Source organism: Pseudoalteromonas sp. HM-SA03 (genome assembly GCF_002289345.1).
Taxonomy (GTDB): domain Bacteria; phylum Pseudomonadota; class Gammaproteobacteria; order Enterobacterales; family Alteromonadaceae; genus Pseudoalteromonas.
In genome coordinates this window covers 102,893-124,940 of the sequence record NZ_NSDG01000048.1, presented here as the reverse complement: position 1 = coordinate 124,940, position 22,048 = coordinate 102,893, and the positions used below count along the sequence as shown (strand labels likewise).

The window sequence follows — 22,048 nt, the reverse complement described above, 5'->3', positions numbered from 1 at the left end:
GATAAAGCCTAAGCCATCAAAGTACCCACATAAAAAAACAAATGCCAGTCAGCTTAACTGACTGGCATTAGGCCAAAAGCCGCTTTTTTAATGTTCTCTCACAATTAGAACTTGTGGTTATACTGAAGACCAAAGATCATCGCATGGCCTTTAGAGCGGAAACCCCACTCGCTTTGTGCTTTGTCTGTCTCGATAAAGTTTTGAGTCTTGCCTCGTAGTAGACTGATACCAAAATCAAGTGTTGCTTGATTTGGTAAAGTATACTCAGCACCAAAAGAGTACCATGTACGGTCTGTATCTGGGATTGAAATAGACAGATGGTTTTCATCTGCAGGCGATTCATCATACGCCATGCCTGCACGTAACTTAACATATTCATTTAACTGATAATCAGCACCAACTGAGAAGCGTAAAGAGTTTGAGAAATTTTCTTCTTTAGTAAATGCAGAGTGCGAAGTACCGATAATCGCTTCAAGCTCATCAAAGCTGCTCCAACCCGTCCACAATACGCTGTAGTGTACAGAGGTGGCTGAGTTTAACTTATGTGAACCAGAAATTTCAGCTATTGCAGGTAGTGTTATATCTACATATCCAGGAACAGAGGCGTTGCCAGTACCACCGATTTCCGTAGGTAAAGCGCTACGAAAGTGGCCATCAAAGGTAATGTCCGTTTCGCTGCGATAATGGAAGCCAAGACGATTGTTTTCATCAATTTGATAAGCTACACCCACATTCCAACCAAAGCCAGTATCATCACCTTCAAGATAAACAGCTTCAAGGCTAGCCAGCTGACCTAAGTTGTTAGCACCCAAGTTACGGATGATTTTTGCATCGGCATAAACATGGTTAATACCCAGAGCAACACTCCACTGCTCATCCACTTGGTATGAAGCGGAGATACCAGCATTAACTGTGACGATTTCAGTCTCACCCGCGATTTGGCCCGCCACATAATCCTCATCAAACTCTGTAGATAGACCAAACTGTGAATAGATACCTGCACCAATCGACCATTGGTCATTATATTTGTGTGTTGCATAAATAGCAGGAATAATAGCACTTGGTGCGATGCTGTTGTCATTTAACGCTGATGCAGGGATACCATTGCTAGTACCTGTTCCCGTCAGGCTTACGTCCGGTTGAACATACATAGCTGCTACTGATAATTGCGTGCCTGATAGCTTACCCATCAATGCTGGGTTACGTGCAACCACTGACGCATCGTCGGCTGCAGATGCTTCACCCGCATAAGCACGACCAAGGCCAGATACATTTTGTTCTGCAAGTTGGAAGGCGGCAGCTAGTGCTTGTGATGACGATAAAATCGCACCTGATGCGATAAGACCTAATAATACTTTGTTCATACTCTAATCCCCTGTGAACTAACCATTTCTCTGAGTAATGGTTAAAAAAACCAATTCGAGTAACACTGCGTAGCCTCACTTTGACCTTGCTCACCTAGCCAATATCTAGCCATGCCACACACCCACCAAATTGGCAGAATAATAAATTCATGACACCCTACCTAAAAGTGGAGTAGAAATCTCCTTTTTTGCGACTTTTCGTTGATTAAGTGAACATATAACGAACAAATTACGCACTTTATAAACTCATCGGATGAGATGAATTATCAAATGATAATAATTACCAATATCATTGACGTACCTTCATCCCTTATATACACTCTTCAATCTGAGTATGAGTCATTCTGTGTGCTAATCGTGCTAAGGAGAACAACATGTCGATAGCATTAATCGTTTGCGCATTGGTATTTTGCGGTCTCAGCGTATATTGCCTGTGTAAAGCAAACTACTGTGCCTGTCGCCACGCGGGTGAGTGTGATAACCCGGTCAGTCAATACTGGTTAGGTGCTATTGTCGCAGCGCTGCTATCACTGCTGCTAAGCTGTGCGGCGTTACATTCGGAAAAGGGAACATTACTGTGGATATTAATGATGGCAAGCTGTATGACTGGCGCGATGCTCTCTGCTAGATGGCAAAATCTTAAAAGACGCTGTAAAAACGCTTTCTTCCCAGTCGCGCAATCCAAGCCTTAAATCAATAATTGATCTCTTAGCAATCGTGATAGGTTAATTTGATAATCAAGCGGCCTAACACTTGCGATCACTTTTATGTCTGACTCGCTTAAATCCAAATCTTTTGCCGTAACATGGTGGAGATGTTTGGTATTGTAAAACACTCGTACAAGAGGCGCGGTGGGCGCATGTTTATTGCCTTCTAATACCAATCCTAATCGTTCGTTGGTCAGTTTAACAATAGTTCCTACGGGGTGAACCCCCATACACTTAATAAAACGTTGCACTAAAATAGGGTCAAATTGCTTTTTACTCGACAGCAAAAAGCGTAACGCATTAATAGGCTCATCAGCCTCTTTATGATGCTGATCTGAGGTTATGGCATCGTATACATCCACAATCGCCATCATTCTTGCCGCGGTGCTGAGTGCGTCGTCTTTAATCCCTCTGGGATAGCCTGTACCATCTAAGCGTTCATGATGGTTGATGATCATATCCAGCATAATAGGCGTGATCCCAGACTCACCTTTGCTCAACCCCAGCGACTGCGCCACATGCTTTTTGACCGCACGATACTCAAGATCGGTAAAATTACCCGGCTTATTGATCAGCCCCTGCGGTAACTTAGCGTGACCAATGTCATGCAACATCGCCCCCATGGCTAACTGCTCAATAATGTGATGTTGCAAACCAAGGTGCTTGGCAAATACGGTGATCAGAATTGCACAGTTGGTCATATGACGCCAATTGTAGGCATCTTTGTCTTTGATCCGAGTTAAAATTGCCATTGCATTTGAATTGCGCAGTACCGAATCGACGATGTCTTTGCTTACCTCATTGATGAGGCTCATATCGACCTTCAAGCCCGATGTTACATCTCCATAGAGGCTTTGGATCTGACGGTTATTTTTTTCAAACTTTTGCATCGCAACCGCAAATTCTTGCTGCAAAGTTTGTTCTTTACTCACCGTTTTGGCTTTGGATTTTGGCTTACTGCGAGCGGTGGAAAGACTGCCATCCATGCCATTTTTGGCGGCAGGTTCTTCAGGGGCTTGTGGTGCGTCAGTGACCGGTTCTGCTGGCTGCTGGTATTTCTGTGGTACAGGAATATCGCTCTGCGTAAAGTCTATGGTGAGCTCCAGTACCCCTTTATCAATCAGCTTTTGAATGATGGCTTCATCTCTGACCATTCCCCGAGATTTGATCTTAATGCCCGCGTCAGACTTATGCTTGTGAACATTATCCACAAACATGCCTGGTCTAAGATCTTCAATTGGGAGGACAATCTGCATGAATCGCTTACACTACGTAGTTAGCCAATAAATATTAATACCATTGAATGAGGTGAAACACCATCTATTCAGATTAAATTCACACAAAGGTATGGTGAAATTACAACCACTCAGAAACGCTTGTTATACCAGTTTACTTCATTAAGTGATTTAATTTGAGGTATTTATGAAGTGTTGCAGAAGGGGAAACCCAACACCATATACATGCTGGGTTTTATACAGTTGCTATTCTTGGAAATAAGTTCCCCAGCCGTCGTATTCAACGCCAGCGTCTAGTGCAACCTTTTCTAACTTGTCTACGTCTTCCATGATAACGTCGGTATCCAGTTCGGCTTCTACTACAACATCAAAGCCCCAAATTTTACCGCCGTCTTCGAGCTCAAGCTCTGCTGGTTCTTCAACATCATAGCCCAATTTAAATGCCGCTAATGCTGCTGCTTCCAGCTTGTCAAAATCCTCACTTACAAAGTGATGTTCTACTTCATAAAGCGTTTCAGGATTTGAACCGTCTTCTAGCAATGAAGAAACGATGTCTTCACTTATCTCACGCCAGTTTTCCATTATTTTAATCTCGCTTTTGCATCTAGTTCAGCTATTCTTTGAGCCATTTTAGCATGGATCTGAGCAGCGTGATCCCTTGCTGACACTTCTGGGTCTAAATATTCCGGTTCTAGCATGTCGATATAGACCTTACCATTATTCCAACGATTGAGCTTTATCTGCTCATGCGTTGAACTCATACATACTGGGATAATAGGCACATTGGCGCTCATTGCGGTGTGAAATGCCCCGGTTTTAAATGGCAACAAACCGCGACCATAGCTTCTGGTCCCTTCAGGGAACATCCAAACCGATAGTTTTGACTCGGTGATTTTTTTTGCTGATTTGGTCAGTGTTCCTAAGGCTTTAGAACGATTGGCTCTATCAATCAAAATGTTGCCAGATAGCCAATACATTTGTCCAAAAAACGGGATCCACTTTAAGCTTTTTTTCCCCATGCTGACAGTGTTTTTTGGCACCACGGCTGGTAGCGTAAAGAGATCATAATTATTTTGGTGATTTGCAACATACATCGCGGGGACAACATGCTTGGCATTTTCATGCTGCGTGATCACCAACTCAACGCCTATCAACTTTGACATATAGCCATACCATTTGGCTATCGTGTGCACATTGTTGGCATGAAAAGGACGCACAATGCACAACAACAATCCACAAATACCACTAACAATGATAAACACTGTTAATAAGAGAATTCGTATAATGGCAATCAATTTAACCACTCCAGAATTAAAATCTCGCGCATTATAGTAAAATAAGCGAACACTTGTAAGCTCAAAATGATGATAGTTTAGAGGCTGCCAGAGGAATCTCAGAGTATGATAGTTAAGATACTGATCTATTTATAGAAAATAAAAATGCCGCTGAGTAGCGGCATTTGACACACGATTTATCATTTTTGCAAAATTTAGCTCATTGCGTTTTGCAGCTTTTTCATTGCTGACTTTTCTAGCTGGCGTACACGCTCTGCCGACACGCTATATTTCTCAGCAAGATCTTGTAATGTTGCTTTTTCGTCAGCAAGCCAACGTGCACTTACGATATCTTGAGAGCGTTCATCAAGCGTTTTCAGCGCTGCAAATAGGCGATTATGTGACTGCTCTTGCCACTGTTCTTGCTCAACTTCTTCGGCAAGGTCGCTACTTGTGTCTGTTAAATACTGTACTGGAGAGAAGTTACCCGCTTGGCTTTCATCATCGTCAGCAGATAGGTCAAAGCCCATATCTTGGCCTGCCATACGAGACTCCATCTCGCGTACTTCTTTCTCACTTACACCAAGCTCGTTTGCAACCGTTGTCACTTCGTCTTGGTTAAACCAACCTAAACGCTTTTTATTTTTGCGTAGATTGAAGAATAATTTACGCTGCGCTTTTGTCGTCGCAACTTTCACAATACGCCAGTTCTTTAATACATATTCATGGATTTCCGCTTTAATCCAATGTACTGCAAAAGAAACAAGACGCACACCCACGCTTGGGTCAAAACGCTTTACTGCTTTCATCAACCCAATATTACCTTCTTGGATTAAGTCGGCCTGAGGTAGACCATAGCCCGAATAACTTTTTGCGATGTGGGCAACAAATCTCAAATGAGACATAATGAGTTGCTTAGCCGCGTTAAGATCCCCTTCTTCCTGAAGGCGTGTCGCAAGTTTTTTCTCTTCCTCAGCGCCAAGCATAGGTATTGTGCTTACAGATTGAAGGTAACCTTCAACACTTGCGCTCTGCTGCCCAGTTAGTGCTAATGCGTATAAATCTTTAGTCATGTTTCACCTCAGTGATAAACCGTTTCGTGTATATTTAGCACTCTAACATCTAGAGTGCTAAATGCAATCTACTTTATCTGATTTTTAAAATCAACCTTTTTAGAAGAACTTCAAAAATAAAAGATAACCCACTGAATCACATTAAAAATATTGAATTAACTAGGCTTCTTTTTACGATATTATTTTTTTATGACAGTGCGAAATTTAATTAGTTCTGATTGCTTGAGTGCTAAAATCTGATAGCAATTGGCAATCGACTGCTACACTTTAGCAGTCGATTGGTGTTTGTAGCGTTAAATCACACCTTTTCAGGTTCAATCTCTTTAATATAACGATGTACAGAAAGAAAAGAGCCTACAAACCCTAAAGTAATCGCAGTGCCAAGTAGCACTAAAAGCTCATTCCCAGCCATTCCCTGAAGCACAAAGTTGCTTTGATATACCCCAACCACTGTAGATACCGCTGACTCCAGCCACCACAACATAAGGCCAACACAGATAAAGGCAACCAAACCACCGACTATGCCATACCATACACCAGTCCAAAGAAACGGAGCCTGAATAAAGGTATTGGTCGCTCCCACCAGTTTTAATACTTGGATTTCTTCTTTCTTGTCCATGATGGATAAGCGTATGGTATTTCCAATAATCAAGATAACGGCGCTAAGCAACAGAAACCCCACGGTGATCACACTTTCTTTTAGTAACCCCAGTAGTGCATTTAGGCGCTCTAGCCATTCAATATCCAGCTTACCAAACTCGACCTCACGTTCTTTTTCAAGTTTAGTGAGAAGCTCTGTTGCGGCTTGTGGTTTTCTAAAACGACTAACAGGCGTTACCAACACAACATTAGGCAGCGGGTTTTCTTCTAAATAGTTAAGCGCCTGACCAAAGCCTGACATTGACTTAAATTCATCCAAAGCTTGGCTTTTACTTATCAGTACTACTTTTTCTATTTCTGGATAGAGTGCAAGTCGCTTCACTAGAGTTTGTGTCTGTGCTTCTGTCATTTCATCTTTAACGAACAATGATATTTCAGATGCCTCTTTAAACCCGCTACTTACCTGCTGTACATTTTTCACTACCACATAAAGCGTCGCGGGCAATGTCAGGCTGAGTCCCAAAACTAGAATAGTCATTAAAGAGGCCATTGGCGTACGCCACATTTCCCCAAGGCTCTGTACACCTTGACGAATAATCATCAAACAAAAAAAGTAAAAATGATGAAATATCGATTTTTTACTCTGTTCAGCCTGATTTCCTCGTCCTTTAAACAGCAAACTCATAGCGTGTCCTCCGCTAGCGGATCTTGTAGCATACGTCCTTGATTAAGCGTGAAGCTACGGTATTTCATACGTGCTATTAACCCCAAATCATGAGTAGCGATAAGAACGGATGTACCACGGCGATTAAATTCTTCAAATAGGTTCAGAATTTCCATCGATAGTTCTGGGTCTAAGTTTCCCGTTGGTTCATCTGCAAGCAGCAAAGGCGGTGAGTTAACAATCGCTCTTGCTATGCCAACACGTTGCTGTTCACCTCCAGATAACACACTTGGATGGCACTTTGCTTTATCAAGCAAACCCACCTTGTCCAAAGCGGCATGTACTCTTTTGGTGATCTGTTTATGGTGAGTACCTTCAATAACTAAAGGTAATGCGACGTTATCAAATACGCTGTAACGTTCGAGTAGGCGGTGGTTTTGAAAAATAATCCCAATATCTCGGCGAACAAAAGGAACTTGCCGGTTAGATACCGTATTGAGATCGACACCATTAATGTAGACACGGCCTGCTGATGGCCTTTCCATCACGCTAACCAACTTTAATAATGTACTTTTACCAGCGCCACTGTGGCCGGTTAAAAATGCGAGTTCTCCATTTGCAAGTTCAAAGCTCACTTTTTCCAGTGCTTTGTGCCCACCAGGATAAGTTTTGCTCACTTGCTCAAATTTAATCATGTTGGCCTCTTATACTTATTTTAACCATGACGCTCAGTCCGTGGCATTGTAGCAATTCGGCAATCGAATAAAGCGGGCAAATTTGCCCGCTTTATTGCAACTGATGTCTCTATTTATTCTTGACTGAACAAAGCCTCAATAAAATCATCACTCTTAAAGGTGCGTAAGTCATCAATGCCTTCACCTACACCTATATATCGAATTGGCACCTTAAACTGATCCGCCACAGCAAAGATAACCCCACCTTTGGCTGTACCATCAAGCTTGGTTAACGTGATACCAGTTAAGCCAACCGCTTGATTAAACAGTTTTACCTGACTAATCGCATTCTGACCAGTTCCGGCATCAATCGTCAACATCACTTCATGTGGCGCATCAGGGTCTAACTTTTTCATTACTCGAGCAATCTTCTCAAGCTCTTGCATTAGGTTATCTTTATTTTGTAATCGACCCGCTGTATCCGCTATTAATACATCGATATTTCTCGCTTTAGCGGCTTGGAAGGCATCAAATACCACCGACGCAGAATCAGCACCTGTGTGCTGGGCAACAACAGGGATACTGTTTCTTTCACCCCATACCTGCAACTGCTCTACCGCAGCCGCGCGGAAAGTATCGCCAGCCGCCAACATGACAGATTTACCTTCGCTTTGAAACTGTTTGGCAAGCTTACCGATTGTTGTCGTTTTACCAACGCCATTTACGCCGACCATTAAGATAACAAAAGGTTTCTTATCGGCAGGGATCTCAAGCGGTTGCTCAGCCGTCTTTAAGATCTCTGACATTTCTTTTTTCATTAGATCATATAAAGCTTCACCGTCTTTTAACTGCTTTCTATCAGCAGCATCAGTCAGGTTATCTATCAGCTTCATCGTGGTTTCAACACCAATGTCAGCCGTTAGCAATTGTGTTTCTAGATCTTCGAACAGCTCATCATCGATTTTCTTGCCTTTGAATACCGAAGCAAAGCCTGAGCCGATATTGGCCTTGGTTTTCAACAAGCCTTTTTTAAGGCGGGAGAAGAAACCTTCTTTTTTCGGCTTTTCTTGTTCTTGAGCTAATTGTNGCTTGACGCTCTTCCTCTTCACGCTCGGCTTGTTCTTTTGCTAATTGCGCCTGACGTTCTGCTTCTTCACGTTCAGCTTGTTCTTTCGCTAATTGCGCCTGGCGTTCTGNCCTCTTCACGCTCGGCTTGTTCTTTTGCTAATTGCGCCTGACGTTCTGCTTCTTCACGCTCAGCTTGCTCTTTCGCTAATTGCGCCTGGCGTTCTGCCTCTTCACGCTCAGCTTGTTCTTTCGCTAATTGCGCCTGACGCTCAGCTTCTTCACGCTCAGCTTGTTCTTTCGCAAGTTGTGCCTGACGCTCTGCTTCTTCACGCTCAGCTTGCTCTTTCGCTAATTGTGCCTGACGCTCAGATTCTTCACGCTCAGCTTGCTCTTTCGCTAATTGTGCCTGACGCTCTGCTTCTTCACGTTCAGCTTGTTCTTTCGCTAATTGTGCCTGACGCTCTGCTTCTTCACGTTCAGCTTGTTCTTTTGCTAGTTGTGCCTGACGCTCAGCTTCTTCACGCTCTGCTTGTTCTTTTGCTAATTGTGCCTGACGTTCTGCCTCATCACGCTCAGCTTGTTCTTTCGCAAGTTGTGCCTGACGCTCTGCTTCTTCACGCTCAGCTTGCTCTCTAGCTAATTGTGCCTGACGCTCAGCTTGTTCTTTCGCTAATTGTGCCTGACGCTCTGCTTCTTCACGTTCAGCTTGTTCTTTCGCAAGTTGTGCCTGACGCTCTGCTTCTTCACGTTCAGCTTGTTCTTTCGCAAGTTGTGCCTGACGTTCTGCCTCATCACGTTCAGCTTGCTCTTTCGCTAATTGTGCCTGACGCTCAGCTTCTTCACGCTCAGCTTGTTCTTTCGCAAGTTGTGCCTGACGCTCTGCTTCTTCACGTTCAGCTTGTTCTTTCGCAAGTTGTGCCTGACGCTCTGCTTCTTCACGTTCAGCTTGTTCTTTCGCAAGTTGTGCCTGACGTTCTGCCTCATCACGCTCAGCTTGTTCTTTCGCAAGTTGGGCCTGACGTTCTGCTTCTTCACGCTCTGCTTGTTCTTTTGCTAACTGTTCTTGGCGTTCAGCTTCTTGTTGCTCTTTATCGGATTTACCAAAGCCCAACCAAGATAAAAATTTGTTTTTCTTTCCCATATTCACTTATGACCGTGTTAGATAAATTGCATAAACCCAAAGCAAAATGTTGATGATCTTGCTACCATACTCGAAAACGCCAATCCGCATCAGCTTATTGCTTTTACTTGGATTGATATCACACTTAATTTTGGGCTCGAAAGGCAAGCCGAGGATGGCAACCTTAGTGCTTAGACAAAATTGCGTGCAAGTGTACCATGTTCCGTAAGGATGAAAAATCCTGACACCAAGAACCTTTAATAAAGAAGCAAATTACGTCGCTATGAGAAAATCTAAGCCTAAGTCAAATACCAAACAGTCTGGTTTCATCCGCCTGATCAGTGGTAAGCATAAAGGTCGCAAGTTACCAGTTCATGATGTTGTGGGATTAAGACCAACAACAGATAGAATGAAAGAAACCGTTTTTAATTGGCTCATGCAGGACGTAAGAGACGCAAAAGTACTCGATTGCTTTGCCGGTGCTGGCAGTCTAGGATTTGAGGCTATTTCACGCTTCGCTGCAAGCGGAACTTTTATCGAACTGGATAAAACCGCGGCGACGCAGCTTAGCAATAATGCAACGTTACTCAAACTGGATAACGTTGAAATCATTAATACCGACGCGTTAACCATGCTGGCAAATAACCTTAAGCAACAGCAATATGACTTGGTTTTTATTGACCCACCCTTTCGCAAAGGGCTTGTGACTCCTTGTTGTGACTTACTTGAGTCACAATCTTGGCTCAGCGAAGACGCGCTCATCTATGTTGAATTTGAACAAGAGGCACAACCTGAAACACCAGAAAATTGGCACTTGATTAAAGAAAAGCATGCAGGACAAGTGATCTGCCGTCTTTATCAGCGCTGAAATTCCCCCATAAAGAATGAAAAAACAGCCGCTAGCGTATGACATGACAGGGCTGGTGTTTTTAGCTATAATTTAAGCTTTACATGCGGTCTTGCTTCAGATTACAATACCGCACCATTTTTGAACCAATTGGCTAGTTTTTAGCCAGATAGAGCTAAGCTCATTAATTAGGTAGGTGAATTTTTAATGCCAGTAATTAAAGTAAGAGAAAACGAGCCGTTTGACGTTGCACTACGTCGTTTCAAACGTTCATGTGAAAAAGCAGGTATCCTTTCTGAAGTTCGTCGTCGCGAGCACTACGAGAAGCCAACTGCTGAGCGTAAGCGCAAAAAAGCTGCAGCGGTTAAGCGTCACATGAAGAAGCTTTCTCGCGAAAACGCACGTCGCGTTAAATTATACTAATCAGTATTGGTCTTGTATCAATGAGCTTATTAGTTACGCTAAAAGACGCACAAAAAGAAGCGATGAAAGCCAAAGAGAAACTTCGTCTTGGTGCGATTCGTGCGGTACTTGCTGAAATTAAACAGCGAGAAATCGACAACCAAACTACACTAGACGACGCAGGCATTACTGCGGTTTTAGTTAAGTTGGTTAAGCAACGTCGCGATTCTTATACCCAGTATAAAGATGCAGGGCGTGAAGACTTAGCTGATATCGAAGCTAACGAAATTAGCGTACTTGAGACATTCCTTCCTAAGCCACTTAGCGAAGATGAAATTGTCGAGCTAATTGATGCCGTGATTGCACAAACTGGTGCGTCAGGCATGCAAGACATGGGCAAAGTAATGGGTGCGATTAAAGCAAAAGCTGAAGGTCGTGCTGATATGGGTAAAGTCTCTGGTTTAATTAAGCAAAGACTTACCGCTTAAGCCCACATACAATTGTATGATTGATAAGTGAACCGAGCCTAGTGCTCGGTTTCTTCGTTTTAGGCGTCATGCGCAGCAATGCTGCAATGATAAGATACCTCAATTGAATTAAGTTGATTTTTTCTCGTTGCTACTTGATATAATGCGCTCACTCACTAGTACAACTTCGGAACTTAAATGAAAGGCAAAATCCCTAGACAGTTTATTGATGACTTGCTCGCAAGAGCGGACATTGTCGAGCTCATAGACGGTCGTGTGGGATTAAAAAAAGCAGGAAAAGACTATCAAGCCTGCTGTCCATTTCACAATGAAAAAACGCCTTCATTTACCGTGTCACGTGATAAACAGTTTTATCATTGCTTCGGCTGTGGTGCTAATGGCAACGCAATTTCCTTTTTAATGGAATACGACAAGCTTGAGTTTGTTGATGCCATTGAGGAACTAGCCGCCCTATTAAACTTAGAAGTACCACGCGAAAACGCCCCACAAGGGCCGCAGCGTTCAATGGAAGAAAAAAAGTCTGACTATGACTTAATGCTCCAAGCTGCTAAGTTTTACCAGCATCAGTTAAAACACCATAGCAATGCCACTCAAGTAATTGACTACGTAAAAGGCCGCGGCCTGAGTGGCGAAACTGTACAAAAGTTTATGATTGGTTATGCACCACCTGAGTGGGAGTCATTGTGTAATCAAATAGCCCGCAAGCCTGAGCACAAACAACAGCTGCTTGATTTAAAGTTAGCATCAGAAAAGTCAGCTGGCCGCCAATTTGACTTCTTCCGCGATCGCTTGATGTTCCCTATTCGTGATAAACGTGGTCGTGTCATCGCATTTGGCGGAAGGATAATGGGTGCAGATCAAGGCCCTAAATATCTAAACTCGCCTGAAACACGCATTTTCCATAAAAGTTTCGAACTTTATGGTTTTTATGAAGCTAAACAAGCGCATAAGCAATTAGATAAAGTGTTGATTGTGGAAGGCTATATGGACGTCGTTGCCTTAGCAGAAAAAGGCATTGATTACGCCGTTGCCGCATTAGGCACTGCAACCACCGCTGAACACATGCAAACTTTGTTTCGTAATACCGACAGAGTGATCTGCTGCTACGACGGTGACAGAGCTGGCCGCGATGCTGCTTGGCGTGCGCTTGACCACGCTTTACCTAACTTAAAAGACGGTAAGTCTCTACAGTTTGTCTTTTTACCTGATGGTGAAGATCCAGACTCATTGGTACAGCAAGAAGGCAAAGATGCCTTTGAAGCACGGCTAGAAACAGCAAGCGATTATACGCAAGTATTGTTTACCAAATTACGTGAGCAATGCGACCTTACAAATGATGCAGGCAAATCCAAGCTGCTTACCGATGCCATTCCACTGATCAGCAAAATACCCAGTGACTACTACCAAGAGAGTTTGTTAACTACCTTAGCTAGATTAATTGGTCGTACTCGTGAGCAACTTAGCGCTAAATTAGCAAGTAACAAACAACAGAATAAAATTGAGCGCCAATTTAAAGTCACGCCGATGCGTCGAGCGATTGGCTTACTGCTTCAACATCCACAGCTTGCGCAAACGGTTGAGTATATGCCTGAACTCGGTGAAATGGCGATCCCGGGTATTCAACTGCTGCTGAGCTTACAAATGTTATGTAACGATAATCCACAAATAAACACAGCGCAGTTACTTGAACATTATCGCGACCAGGCTGAATTCGATGCCTTGAAAAAGCTTGCGGTGTGGCAACATGGCGTTGCTGAAGATAGGCTAGAAGACGAATTTAAAAATACTTTTCAATTTATTGAAGATCAGTGTTTAAATTATCGCCTAGAGACCCTATTAATAAAGGAGAAAACAGAAGGCCTAACAAATGATGAGCGGCTAGAATGCGCACTCCTTACCCAAGCGCTTAAACAGTAGAAGTTCTAGTCAATAGCAATTTTCGGTGCTATAATGTTCTATTCACTGCGTCATCAAAATTTAGCTGTTAAATAGCTGGCGCCTGTTGTATCAACTTTTCAGAGTGGAAGCAAATTTCTCTATGGATCAATCTCCTCAGTCACAACTCAAACTTCTGATTCAGAAAGGTAAAGAGCAAGGTTATTTAACTTTTGCAGAAGTTAACGATCATCTTCCACAAGACATCATAGACTCAGATCAGGTAGAAGATATCATCAGCATGATCAACGATATGGGTATTCAGGTCTCTGAAAATGCGCCTGATGCTGATGAGTTGATGATGCAAGAAACAACAACAGATGAGGATGCTGCGGAAGCAGCGGCTGCGGCTTTAGCAACAGTAGAAAAAGAAATTGGCCGCACAACTGACCCTGTTCGTATGTATATGCGTGAAATGGGTACGGTTGAACTTCTAACTCGTGAAGGCGAAATCCAAATCGCTAAGCGTATTGAAGAAGGGATCAACCAAGTACAGATTTCTGTTGCAGAATACCCTGAAGCTATTACTTACCTGCTAGAGCAATGGGACAAGTACGAAGCGGAAGAAATGCGCCTAAGCGACATTGTTTCTGGTTTCTTTGATCCTAATGCTATCGAGGAAGACGAAGCACCAATTTCAGCAACACACATCGGTTCTGAGCTAAGTGATGAAGACTTAGATGACGAAGATGATGAAGATGATGACGATGATGACTCAGAAGAAGGCGATTCAGGTCCAGATCCTGAAGAAGCTCGCGAGCATTTTGAACATCTTCGTACGCTGTACAATGCCGCGCGAGAAATTTTTGAAAGTAAAGGTCGCTCGCACCCAGATGCGAAAGCTGCAATTCAGGAAATCGGCGATCACTTCCGTACTTTCAAGTTAGTTCCTAAGCAATTTGACCGCATGGTAAATAACATGCGCGACATGATGGATAAAGTGCGTGTTCAAGAACGCATCATCATGAAGCAAGCAGTTCAAATTGCCAAGGTGCCAAAAAAGGTTTTCGTTAAGCACTTTGCTAATAACGAAACCGATACCGCATGGATCGATGCTGAAATTGCATCAGGTGAAAAACACTCAGCAAAACTTGCTGAAGTAAAACCTGAAATTGAGCGTTGTGTTAACAAGCTTAAAGCGTTTGAAGATAGCACTGGTCTTAGCATTGAGCGTATTAAAGACATCAATCGTCGCATGAGTATTGGTGAAGCAAAAGCTCGCCGTGCGAAGAAAGAAATGGTTGAAGCGAACTTACGTCTTGTAATTTCAATCGCTAAAAAGTATACCAACCGTGGTCTGCAGTTCTTGGATCTGATCCAAGAAGGTAACATCGGTCTGATGAAAGCGGTTGATAAATTTGAATACCGTCGTGGTTATAAGTTTTCAACATACGCAACGTGGTGGATCCGTCAGGCGATTACTCGCTCGATTGCGGATCAGGCAAGAACTATCCGTATTCCTGTGCATATGATTGAAACAATCAACAAGCTGAATCGTATCTCTCGTCAAATGCTACAGGAAATGGGCCGAGAGCCAAGTCCTGAAGAATTGGCAGAACGTATGATGATGCCTGAAGACAAGATCCGCAAAGTGTTAAAAATAGCCAAAGAGCCAATCTCAATGGAGACGCCAATTGGTGATGATGAAGATTCACATCTTGGTGACTTTATCGAAGACACTACTATCGAGTCACCGATTGATTCAGCAACGATGGAAAGTCTTCGTGGCGCGACCAACGAAGTACTGGCAGGCCTTACCGCTCGTGAAGCTAAAGTACTACGTATGCGTTTTGGTATCGATATGAATACAGACCACACGTTAGAAGAAGTGGGTAAACAGTTTGATGTAACACGTGAGCGTATTCGTCAGATTGAAGCTAAAGCATTACGTAAGCTGCGCCACCCTTCTCGCTCAGATCTATTAAAGAGCTTTTTAGACGTTAAGGGCTAAAAAGTAGCAAATAAGATTAAGGCCGCTATTCAGCGGCCTTTTTTATAATAATTGGATTAAATAGGTATACACACATGGCTTGGATCCAAATCCGAATTTATTCAGATAAAGCCGATGCCGATGCGTTAAGCGATATGCTTATGGATGTCGGTTGTCCGTCTGTCACATTCATGGATAGTAAAAACAATCCCGTTTACGAACCAAAACCCGGCGAAGTCATCTTATGGCCCGAGACAACGGTGATCGGTTTATTTGAAGCGAATCATGATATGCAAGCAGTCGTTGACTTTGTCCAATCANAAAAAGCCGTTAAACTACAAGCTTGAACAGCTAGAAGACAAAGACTGGGAACGCGAGTGGATGGATAATTTTCACCCGATTAAGTTTGGTGAGAGATTATGGATCTGCCCAAGCTGGCGTGATGTGCCAGATCCCAATGCCGTCAATGTGTTACTGGATCCGGGCCTTGCATTTGGTACTGGTACCCATGCCACAACCGCACTTTGCCTGCAATGGCTGGAACAACAAGACCTCAGCGGTAAAACCGTCGTTGATTTTGGCTGTGGCTCTGGGATTTTAGGTATCGCAGCAATCAAATTAGGCGCTGAGCGTGTGATTGGTATTGATATCGATCCACAAGCGCTTATCGCAAGCCGCGATAATGCCGAGCGTAATGGCGTTGCAGATAAACTAGAAGTGTACTTACCTGAAAACCAGCCGCAATTCAGTGCTGATATTGTTGTTGCTAATATTCTTGCACAACCGCTGAGAGAGCTACACGAAATCATTCTCGGCTTCTTAGGCGACAAAGGCGCCATCGCCATGTCTGGTATTTTAGAAGAGCAAGCGCAGTCTGTTGCAGATGTTTACGCACCATTTTTAAAGCTAGACAACATTGCTCAACAGGGTGAATGGACGCGCGTCAGCGGTGTGAAAAAATAAGGCTGCTAACGTAACGCTGACAAAAGTATCAGCGGCTCAATGAAAGTTAGTAAGTTTTAACTGGTAAAGCCTGTAATTAACAGGCTTTACGCATTTTTCACAGCTTAAATTTTCGGCTCAAATTGTACCTTTAAAATTGTTTTTGCATAAATTTCGTGCAAATTATCTGAGCTCTCAGGTTGTTATCAAATGTCAACCCATAAAGTTCAAAAAAAAAGCAATTATGTTCAATTTATAACCTTTGATTTTTGCGAAAAAAACCGTAAACTTAGCGCCCCTTGAGGTAAGGCGGATTAAACTGTTGTGCGTATTGGTCCATACCAACTTGAAAACAATCTTATCGTAGCACCAATGGCTGGGATCACCGACAGACCGTTTCGACAACTGTGTCGACGTCTAGGTGCTGGGCTTGCGGTATCAGAAATGTTGTCTTCAAATCCAAAAGTGTGGAAAACCGATAAGTCGCAAAATCGCATGGATCACAGTGGTGAATCGGGCATTCGCTCGGTACAAATCGCAGGAGCGGATCCTGAGTTGATGGCGCAAGCAGCACAATTTAATGTCGCAAACGGTGCGCAGATCATAGATATCAATATGGGCTGCCCCGCTAAAAAAGTGAACAAGAAGCTTGCAGGCTCAGCATTGTTGCAATATCCAGAGTTGGTTGACGAAATAGTAACCGCTGTGGTTGCTGCTGTTGACGTACCTGTGTCGTTAAAAATCCGTACAGGATGGGACACAGACAATCGTAACGGTGTTGAGATTGCTCGCATAGCTGAACGTCGAGGCATTGCTTCGCTAGCCGTGCATGGCCGTACAAGAGCATGTATGTATAAGGGCGAAGCTGAATACGCCACGATCAGAGAAATTAAACGTTCAGTATCTATTCCTGTGGTAGCAAATGGTGACATTACGTCTCCTGAAAAAGCGAAACAGGTGCTGGAATACACGGGCGCAGATGCCATTATGATTGGTCGAGCCGCCCAAGGTCGTCCTTGGATTTTCCGAGAAATAGACCACTATTTGCAAACCGGTGAACATTTGCCAGAACCTGAAATAGCAGAGGTTCGAGCAATATTGATGGAGCACTTAGTAAATCTTCATCAATTCTATGGTGAGCCAATGGGAGCGCGCATCGCACGCAAGCATGTATCTTGGTATTTGCAGGCCCATGACCAAGAAGGTCAATTTAGGCGAGTATTCAATGCCTTGGAGACGCCAGAAGCGCAAATCGAGGCATTAGAAGACTATTTTGAAACATTAGGGTGAATGAATTTATTCATCCTTCAGGCTAACTAAGAAAGAGACATAACGATGTTCGAACAAAATGTGACTTCTCCATTTATTACTAACGCTCATGTTCAGTCACAAGAGAAACCGCAACCTTTGCGCGATGCAGTTAAAAAAGCTGTACATCACTACCTAAAGCAGCTTAATGGTCAAGACGTACAAGACGTTTATGAGTTAGTTCTTTCTGAGCTTGAAGCACCTCTACTTGAAGAGGTAATGACTTATACTCGTGGTAACCAGACTCGTGCAGCGATCCTTTTAGGCATCAACCGTGGCACACTTCGCAAAAAGCTAAAAAAATACGGCATGAACTAAGCACTGCTGGTAAAATTTAGTTGATAAAAAAGCACCTTCGGGTGCTTTTTTATTGTTTAAAATTCAGCAGCTAGCGGACATTTATCCTTTTCATATCGCACTTTTCTCATGTTTATCTCGCCTTTTAACATCGTCATCTTAACAATAATGCGCTAAAATACCGGCTTTCTAAGCTAGCCCTTAACTAATCATTGAGGAAACCTGAACCATCATGGATATACATCGTCCAATTCGTCGCGCCCTACTAAGCGTGTCAGATAAAACCGGTATCGTTGAATTCGCCACAGCACTTGCAGCTCAAGGCGTAGAAATTTTATCAACTGGCGGTACTTGCAAACTACTTGCAGACAACGGCATTAAAGTAACAGAAGTATCTGATTACACTGGCCACCCAGAAATCATGGATGGTCGCGTTAAAACGCTTCACCCAAAAGTGCACGGCGGTATCTTAGGACGTCGCGGTCAAGACGAAGACGTCATGACTGAAAACAATATTTCAGCAATCGATATGGTAGTAGTCAACTTATACCCCTTCGCACAAACTGTTGCGAAAGCTGACTGTAGCCTAGAAGATGCAATCGAAAATATCGATATTGGTGGTCCAACTATGGTTCGTGCCGCGGCTAAGAACCACAAAGACGTGACCATTGTTGTAAATGCGAATGACTACAGCCGTGTTATTGAAGAAATGAAGGCAAACTCAGGCTCTACAACATACAAGACACGTTTCGACCTTGCTATTGCAGCCTACGAGCATACCGCACAATATGACGGCATGATTGCCAACTACTTCGGTAAAATGGTTCCGGATTATACGGAAGAAGCGGCTGAGGAAACCAAATTCCCTCGCACTATCAATATGCAATTCACCAAGAAGCAAGATATGCGCTACGGTGAAAACTCGCATCAAGACGCTGCTTTCTATGTTGAAAACAACATTGAAGAGGCATCCGTCGCAACGGCTAAACAACTTCAAGGTAAAGCGCTGTCTTATAACAACATCGCTGATACCGATGCCGCACTTGAGTGTGTTAAAGAGTTTGATAAGCCAGCTTGTGTTATCGTAAAACACGCAAACCCTTGTGGTGTTGCGGTAGATGAAAACATTCTTGCCGCCTATGACCGCGCATTTAAGACCGACCCTACTTCTGCCTTCGGTGGTATCATCGCCTTTAACCGAGAGCTAGACGGCGACACGGCGGAAGCCATCGTAGCGCGTCAGTTTGTTGAAGTTATCATCGCGCCGAGCGTATCAGAAGAAGCCGCACAAATCGTTGCTGCGAAGCAAAATGTACGTTTACTAGAATGTGGTCAGTGGTCAAACAAAACCACAGGTACTGATATTAAACGTGTTAATGGCGGTATCTTAGTACAAGATCGTGACCAAGGTATGGTTGGTTTGGACGACCTTAAGGTAGTTTCGAAACGTCAACCTACAGAGCAAGAACTAACAGATCTACTGTTCTGCTGGAAAGTCGCTAAATTTGTTAAGTCCAACGCGATTGTTTACGCCCGCGATGGGATGACTATTGGTGTGGGCGCAGGCCAAATGAGCCGCGTATACTCTGCAAAAATCGCAGGGATTAAAGCCGCAGACGAGAACCTAGAAGTTCCAGGTTCTGTGATGGCTTCTGATGCGTTCTTCCCATTCCGTGATGGCATTGACGCCGCTGCAGCTGCTGGTATCACTGCGGTTATCCAGCCGGGCGGTTCAATGCGTGATGAAGAGGTGATTGCCGCCGCTGATGAAGCAGGAATGGCAATGGTGTTTACCGGCATGCGCCACTTCCGCCATTAATCAATAAAGCGCGAAACTTATGAGTTTCGCGCTTTTTGTTTCAGCTAATTTCCAGTATTCTGGCTACAGCATAATCATAACAGAATGAAGGAAGCTAACGATGAATCTAGGTATGAAATCTCTTATCGCTGCTGCAGTATTTACTACTTTAGTGGGCTGTAACGCGACAGAATCCAACTCCAGCCAAGCGGTACCAAGCGCGATTGCAAAAGCCGTTGCTAGCGACAATCGAGCTGAGAACAATAGAGCCCGAGACCAATATCGCCACCCAAGTGAAACGCTTGCTTTTTTTGGCATTGAGCCATCAATGACTGTGGTAGAAATTGCACCTGGTGGTGGTTGGTACAGCGAGATTTTAGCGCCGCTGGTTAAAGGTCAAGGCACCTATTATGCAGCGCACTTCCCTGCTGATTCAGATGTTGGCTACTATCAACGCTCATTAAAAAGCTACAAAGAAAAAGTAGCAACCAACCCAGACTATAGTGAAGTAAAGATCACGGAATTTGCACCGGTAACACACAGCAACATTGCACCACAAGGCAGTGCTGACGTGGTACTAACTTTCCGTAACGTGCATAACTGGTACATGGGTAAGGGAGATGAAGGTGTACTTAGCGCGTTCAACGCGTTTAATAAGGCACTGAAACCTGGTGGCATTTTAGGTGTGGTTGAACACCGCCTACCTGAGCACCGTCAACTTGATGATCAAAAGTCGTCAGGTTATATGAAGCAAAGTTATGTTATTGATATCGCCAAACAAGCTGGGTTTGAATTAGTTGCAAGCAGCGACATTAACGCCAACCCACTAGACAGCGCCAATCACCCAAAAGGCGTCTGGACTCTGCCACCTCGCTTAGCGCTAGGTGATGAAAAAGCAGCGCAATATAAAGCGATTGGGGAAAGCGACCGCATGACCTTAAAATTTAAAAAGCTTTAATAGGAAAATTTCGCCATGAATGTACTCGTCATTGGCAGCGGTGGGCGTGAGCATGCGCTTGCGTTCAAAGCCGCACAAAACCCATCTGTAAAAACGGTTTTTGTAGCACCTGGTAATGCAGGTACTGCGCTTGAGCCTAAACTCGAAAACGTGGCTATCGGCGTTGAAGATATCGATGCCTTGGTCGTCTTTGCTAAAGAAAACAATGTACAATTAACCATTGTTGGCCCTGAAGCACCACTAGTTATCGGTGTGGTTGACCGTTTCCGTGAAGAAGGCTTAGCTATTTTTGGACCTACTCAAGCGGCAGCGCAGCTAGAAGGCTCTAAGTCGTTTACTAAAGACTTTTTAGCACGTCACGATATTCCAACAGCGGCTTATCAAACGTTTGAAGAGATTGAGCCTGCGCTTACCTACTTGAAAGCACAAGGGGCACCTATCGTTGTTAAGGCTGATGGTCTTGCTGCTGGTAAAGGGGTCATCGTGGCAATGACCGAAGCGGAAGCAGAAGAAGCTATCCGCGATATGCTTGCGGGTAATGCTTTTGGCGAAGCGGGCAGCCGTGTGGTTATTGAAGAGTTTTTAGAAGGTGAAGAAGCCTCTTTCATCGTCATGGTTGACGGCAAAAATGTACTTCCTTTTGCCACCAGCCAAGATCACAAACGTGCATACGATGGTGATAAAGGCCCAAACACAGGTGGTATGGGTGCATACTCTCCAGCTCCTGTAGTCACGCCAGATATTCATGATCGCATCATGACTGAAGTGATCAATCCAACGGTTGAAGGTATGGCGAAAGAAGGTCACCCTTATACAGGTTTCCTATACGCTGGTTTGATGATCACAGCAGACGGCACACCAAAAGTTATCGAGTATAACTGCCGCTTTGGTGACCCAGAAACACAACCTATCATGTTACGCCTTCAGTCTGATTTAGTTGAGCTGATTGAAGCGGCAAACCGTGAAGAGCTTGGTCAAACATCGATTGAATTCGATCCGCGAGCTGCTGTTGGTATTGTGCTTGCTGCTAGTGGCTACCCAGGGAACTACCCTAAGGGTGACGCTATTTCAGGTCTTCAAGTGAACTACCCTGAAGGCGAAAAAGTGTTCCATGCCGGTACTAAGCAAGATGGCGAGCATGTAGTCACTGCTGGTGGTCGAGTATTATGTGCAACGGCCCTTGGCCACACGGTAACCGAAGCGCAAAAACGCGCCTACTCTCTAGTGAAAGACATTCACTGGGATGGCGTAGAGTACCGCACAGATATCGCATATCGTGCAATCGCACGCGAAAGCTAATTCACATTAAGCTTTGCAAGGCCAGCTTGACGCTGGCCTTTTTCATTTTTACACACTGCGTTTCT

18 protein-coding genes and 2 pseudogenes are annotated in these 22,048 nt (G+C 43.9%); 12 read left to right on the top strand and 8 right to left on the bottom strand.

The genetic code is table 11. The annotated features are described in order from the left end of the window. Positions 1 to 104: 104 nt before the first annotated feature. On the bottom strand, positions 105 to 1,364 hold the full coding sequence (locus CKO50_RS10370; RefSeq protein ID WP_095728089.1) for an outer membrane protein transport protein: 1,260 nt from the start codon (positions 1,362 to 1,364) through the stop codon (positions 105 to 107). A 374-nt stretch (positions 1,365 to 1,738) separates the two neighbouring features. On the opposite strand from CKO50_RS10370, the gene CKO50_RS10365 reads away from it, so the two are divergent. Further along, positions 1,739 to 2,056 carry a hypothetical protein gene (locus CKO50_RS10365; RefSeq protein ID WP_010374094.1) on the top strand — a complete coding sequence of 106 codons (318 nt, stop codon included), beginning with the start codon at positions 1,739 to 1,741 and terminating at the stop codon, positions 2,054 to 2,056. Here CKO50_RS10365 and CKO50_RS10360 read toward each other — a convergent pair. The 7 genes and pseudogenes from CKO50_RS10360 to ftsY all read right to left on the bottom strand — a co-directional run. Then, positions 2,053 to 3,327 carry an HD-GYP domain-containing protein gene (locus tag CKO50_RS10360; RefSeq protein WP_095728088.1) on the bottom strand — a complete coding sequence of 425 codons (1,275 nt, stop codon included), beginning with the start codon at positions 3,325 to 3,327 and terminating at the stop codon, positions 2,053 to 2,055. The two genes, CKO50_RS10365 and CKO50_RS10360, sit on opposite strands and share 4 nt — an antisense overlap. Positions 3,328 to 3,552: 225 nt before the next feature. Beyond that, complete coding sequence (gene rraB / locus CKO50_RS10355) at positions 3,553 to 3,888, bottom strand: ribonuclease E inhibitor RraB (protein ID WP_010374098.1); 336 nt, start codon at positions 3,886 to 3,888, stop codon at positions 3,553 to 3,555. Then, positions 3,888 to 4,601, bottom strand: coding sequence for a 1-acylglycerol-3-phosphate O-acyltransferase (locus tag CKO50_RS10350; protein ID WP_176474643.1), 714 nt, complete (start codon positions 4,599 to 4,601; stop codon positions 3,888 to 3,890). Before CKO50_RS10350 ends, rraB begins: the two co-directional genes overlap by 1 nt. A gap of 194 nt (positions 4,602 to 4,795) precedes the next feature. Then, positions 4,796 to 5,653: an RNA polymerase sigma factor RpoH gene (gene rpoH / locus CKO50_RS10345; protein WP_010374102.1), complete on the bottom strand. Its 858-nt coding sequence runs from the start codon at positions 5,651 to 5,653 to the stop codon at positions 4,796 to 4,798. 298 nt (positions 5,654 to 5,951) lie between these two features. Then, complete coding sequence (gene ftsX, locus CKO50_RS10340; protein ID WP_010607197.1) at positions 5,952 to 6,938, bottom strand: permease-like cell division protein FtsX; 987 nt, start codon at positions 6,936 to 6,938, stop codon at positions 5,952 to 5,954. Then, positions 6,935 to 7,612, bottom strand: coding sequence for a cell division ATP-binding protein FtsE (gene ftsE / locus CKO50_RS10335; protein WP_017218471.1), 678 nt, complete (start codon positions 7,610 to 7,612; stop codon positions 6,935 to 6,937). The genes ftsX and ftsE overlap by 4 nt, the downstream gene beginning before the upstream one ends. A gap of 113 nt (positions 7,613 to 7,725) precedes the next feature. After that, positions 7,726 to 8,731, bottom strand: a pseudogene (gene ftsY, locus CKO50_RS24595) (signal recognition particle-docking protein FtsY); the annotation flags it as partial. Between the two features lie 1,331 nt (positions 8,732 to 10,062). Here ftsY and rsmD point away from each other — a divergent pair. The 11 genes and pseudogenes from rsmD (at position 10,063) to purD (ending at position 21,983) form a co-directional block, all read left to right on the top strand. Continuing rightward, the gene (rsmD, locus tag CKO50_RS10325) at positions 10,063 to 10,647 is read left to right on the top strand and encodes a 16S rRNA (guanine(966)-N(2))-methyltransferase RsmD (protein WP_095728086.1); all 585 of its coding nucleotides are present in this window, start codon (positions 10,063 to 10,065) and stop codon (positions 10,645 to 10,647) included. Between the two features lie 186 nt (positions 10,648 to 10,833). Continuing rightward, entirely contained in the window at positions 10,834 to 11,049 is a 216-nt protein-coding gene (gene rpsU, locus CKO50_RS10320) for a 30S ribosomal protein S21 (protein WP_010362466.1), read from the top strand. Positions 11,050 to 11,069: 20 nt separating this feature from the next. Next, the gene (locus CKO50_RS10315) at positions 11,070 to 11,516 is read left to right on the top strand and encodes a GatB/YqeY domain-containing protein (protein ID WP_095728085.1); all 447 of its coding nucleotides are present in this window, start codon (positions 11,070 to 11,072) and stop codon (positions 11,514 to 11,516) included. Positions 11,517 to 11,693: 177 nt separating this feature from the next. Then, positions 11,694 to 13,433: a DNA primase gene (gene dnaG, locus CKO50_RS10310; protein WP_095728084.1), complete on the top strand. Its 1,740-nt coding sequence runs from the start codon at positions 11,694 to 11,696 to the stop codon at positions 13,431 to 13,433. Positions 13,434 to 13,554: 121 nt separating this feature from the next. Next, positions 13,555 to 15,402, top strand: coding sequence for an RNA polymerase sigma factor RpoD (gene rpoD / locus CKO50_RS10305; protein WP_095728083.1), 1,848 nt, complete (start codon positions 13,555 to 13,557; stop codon positions 15,400 to 15,402). 74 nt (positions 15,403 to 15,476) lie between these two features. Next, positions 15,477 to 16,344 (top strand): annotated as a pseudogene (gene prmA / locus CKO50_RS10300) (50S ribosomal protein L11 methyltransferase). A gap of 303 nt (positions 16,345 to 16,647) precedes the next feature. Continuing rightward, the gene (dusB, locus tag CKO50_RS10295) at positions 16,648 to 17,613 is read left to right on the top strand and encodes a tRNA dihydrouridine synthase DusB (protein ID WP_010374120.1); all 966 of its coding nucleotides are present in this window, start codon (positions 16,648 to 16,650) and stop codon (positions 17,611 to 17,613) included. A 45-nt stretch (positions 17,614 to 17,658) separates the two neighbouring features. Continuing rightward, on the top strand, positions 17,659 to 17,949 hold the full coding sequence (fis, locus tag CKO50_RS10290; protein ID WP_010374122.1) for a DNA-binding transcriptional regulator Fis: 291 nt from the start codon (positions 17,659 to 17,661) through the stop codon (positions 17,947 to 17,949). Positions 17,950 to 18,160: 211 nt separating this feature from the next. Next, positions 18,161 to 19,747, top strand: coding sequence for a bifunctional phosphoribosylaminoimidazolecarboxamide formyltransferase/IMP cyclohydrolase (gene purH, locus CKO50_RS10285; protein WP_095728082.1), 1,587 nt, complete (start codon positions 18,161 to 18,163; stop codon positions 19,745 to 19,747). A gap of 100 nt (positions 19,748 to 19,847) precedes the next feature. Further along, positions 19,848 to 20,684 (top strand): class I SAM-dependent methyltransferase, encoded by an 837-nt coding sequence (locus CKO50_RS10280; RefSeq protein WP_095728081.1) that lies wholly within the window; start codon positions 19,848 to 19,850, stop codon positions 20,682 to 20,684. Positions 20,685 to 20,699: 15 nt separating this feature from the next. Then, positions 20,700 to 21,983 (top strand): phosphoribosylamine--glycine ligase, encoded by a 1,284-nt coding sequence (gene purD, locus CKO50_RS10275; protein WP_095728080.1) that lies wholly within the window; start codon positions 20,700 to 20,702, stop codon positions 21,981 to 21,983. Positions 21,984 to 22,048: the final 65 nt, after the last annotated feature.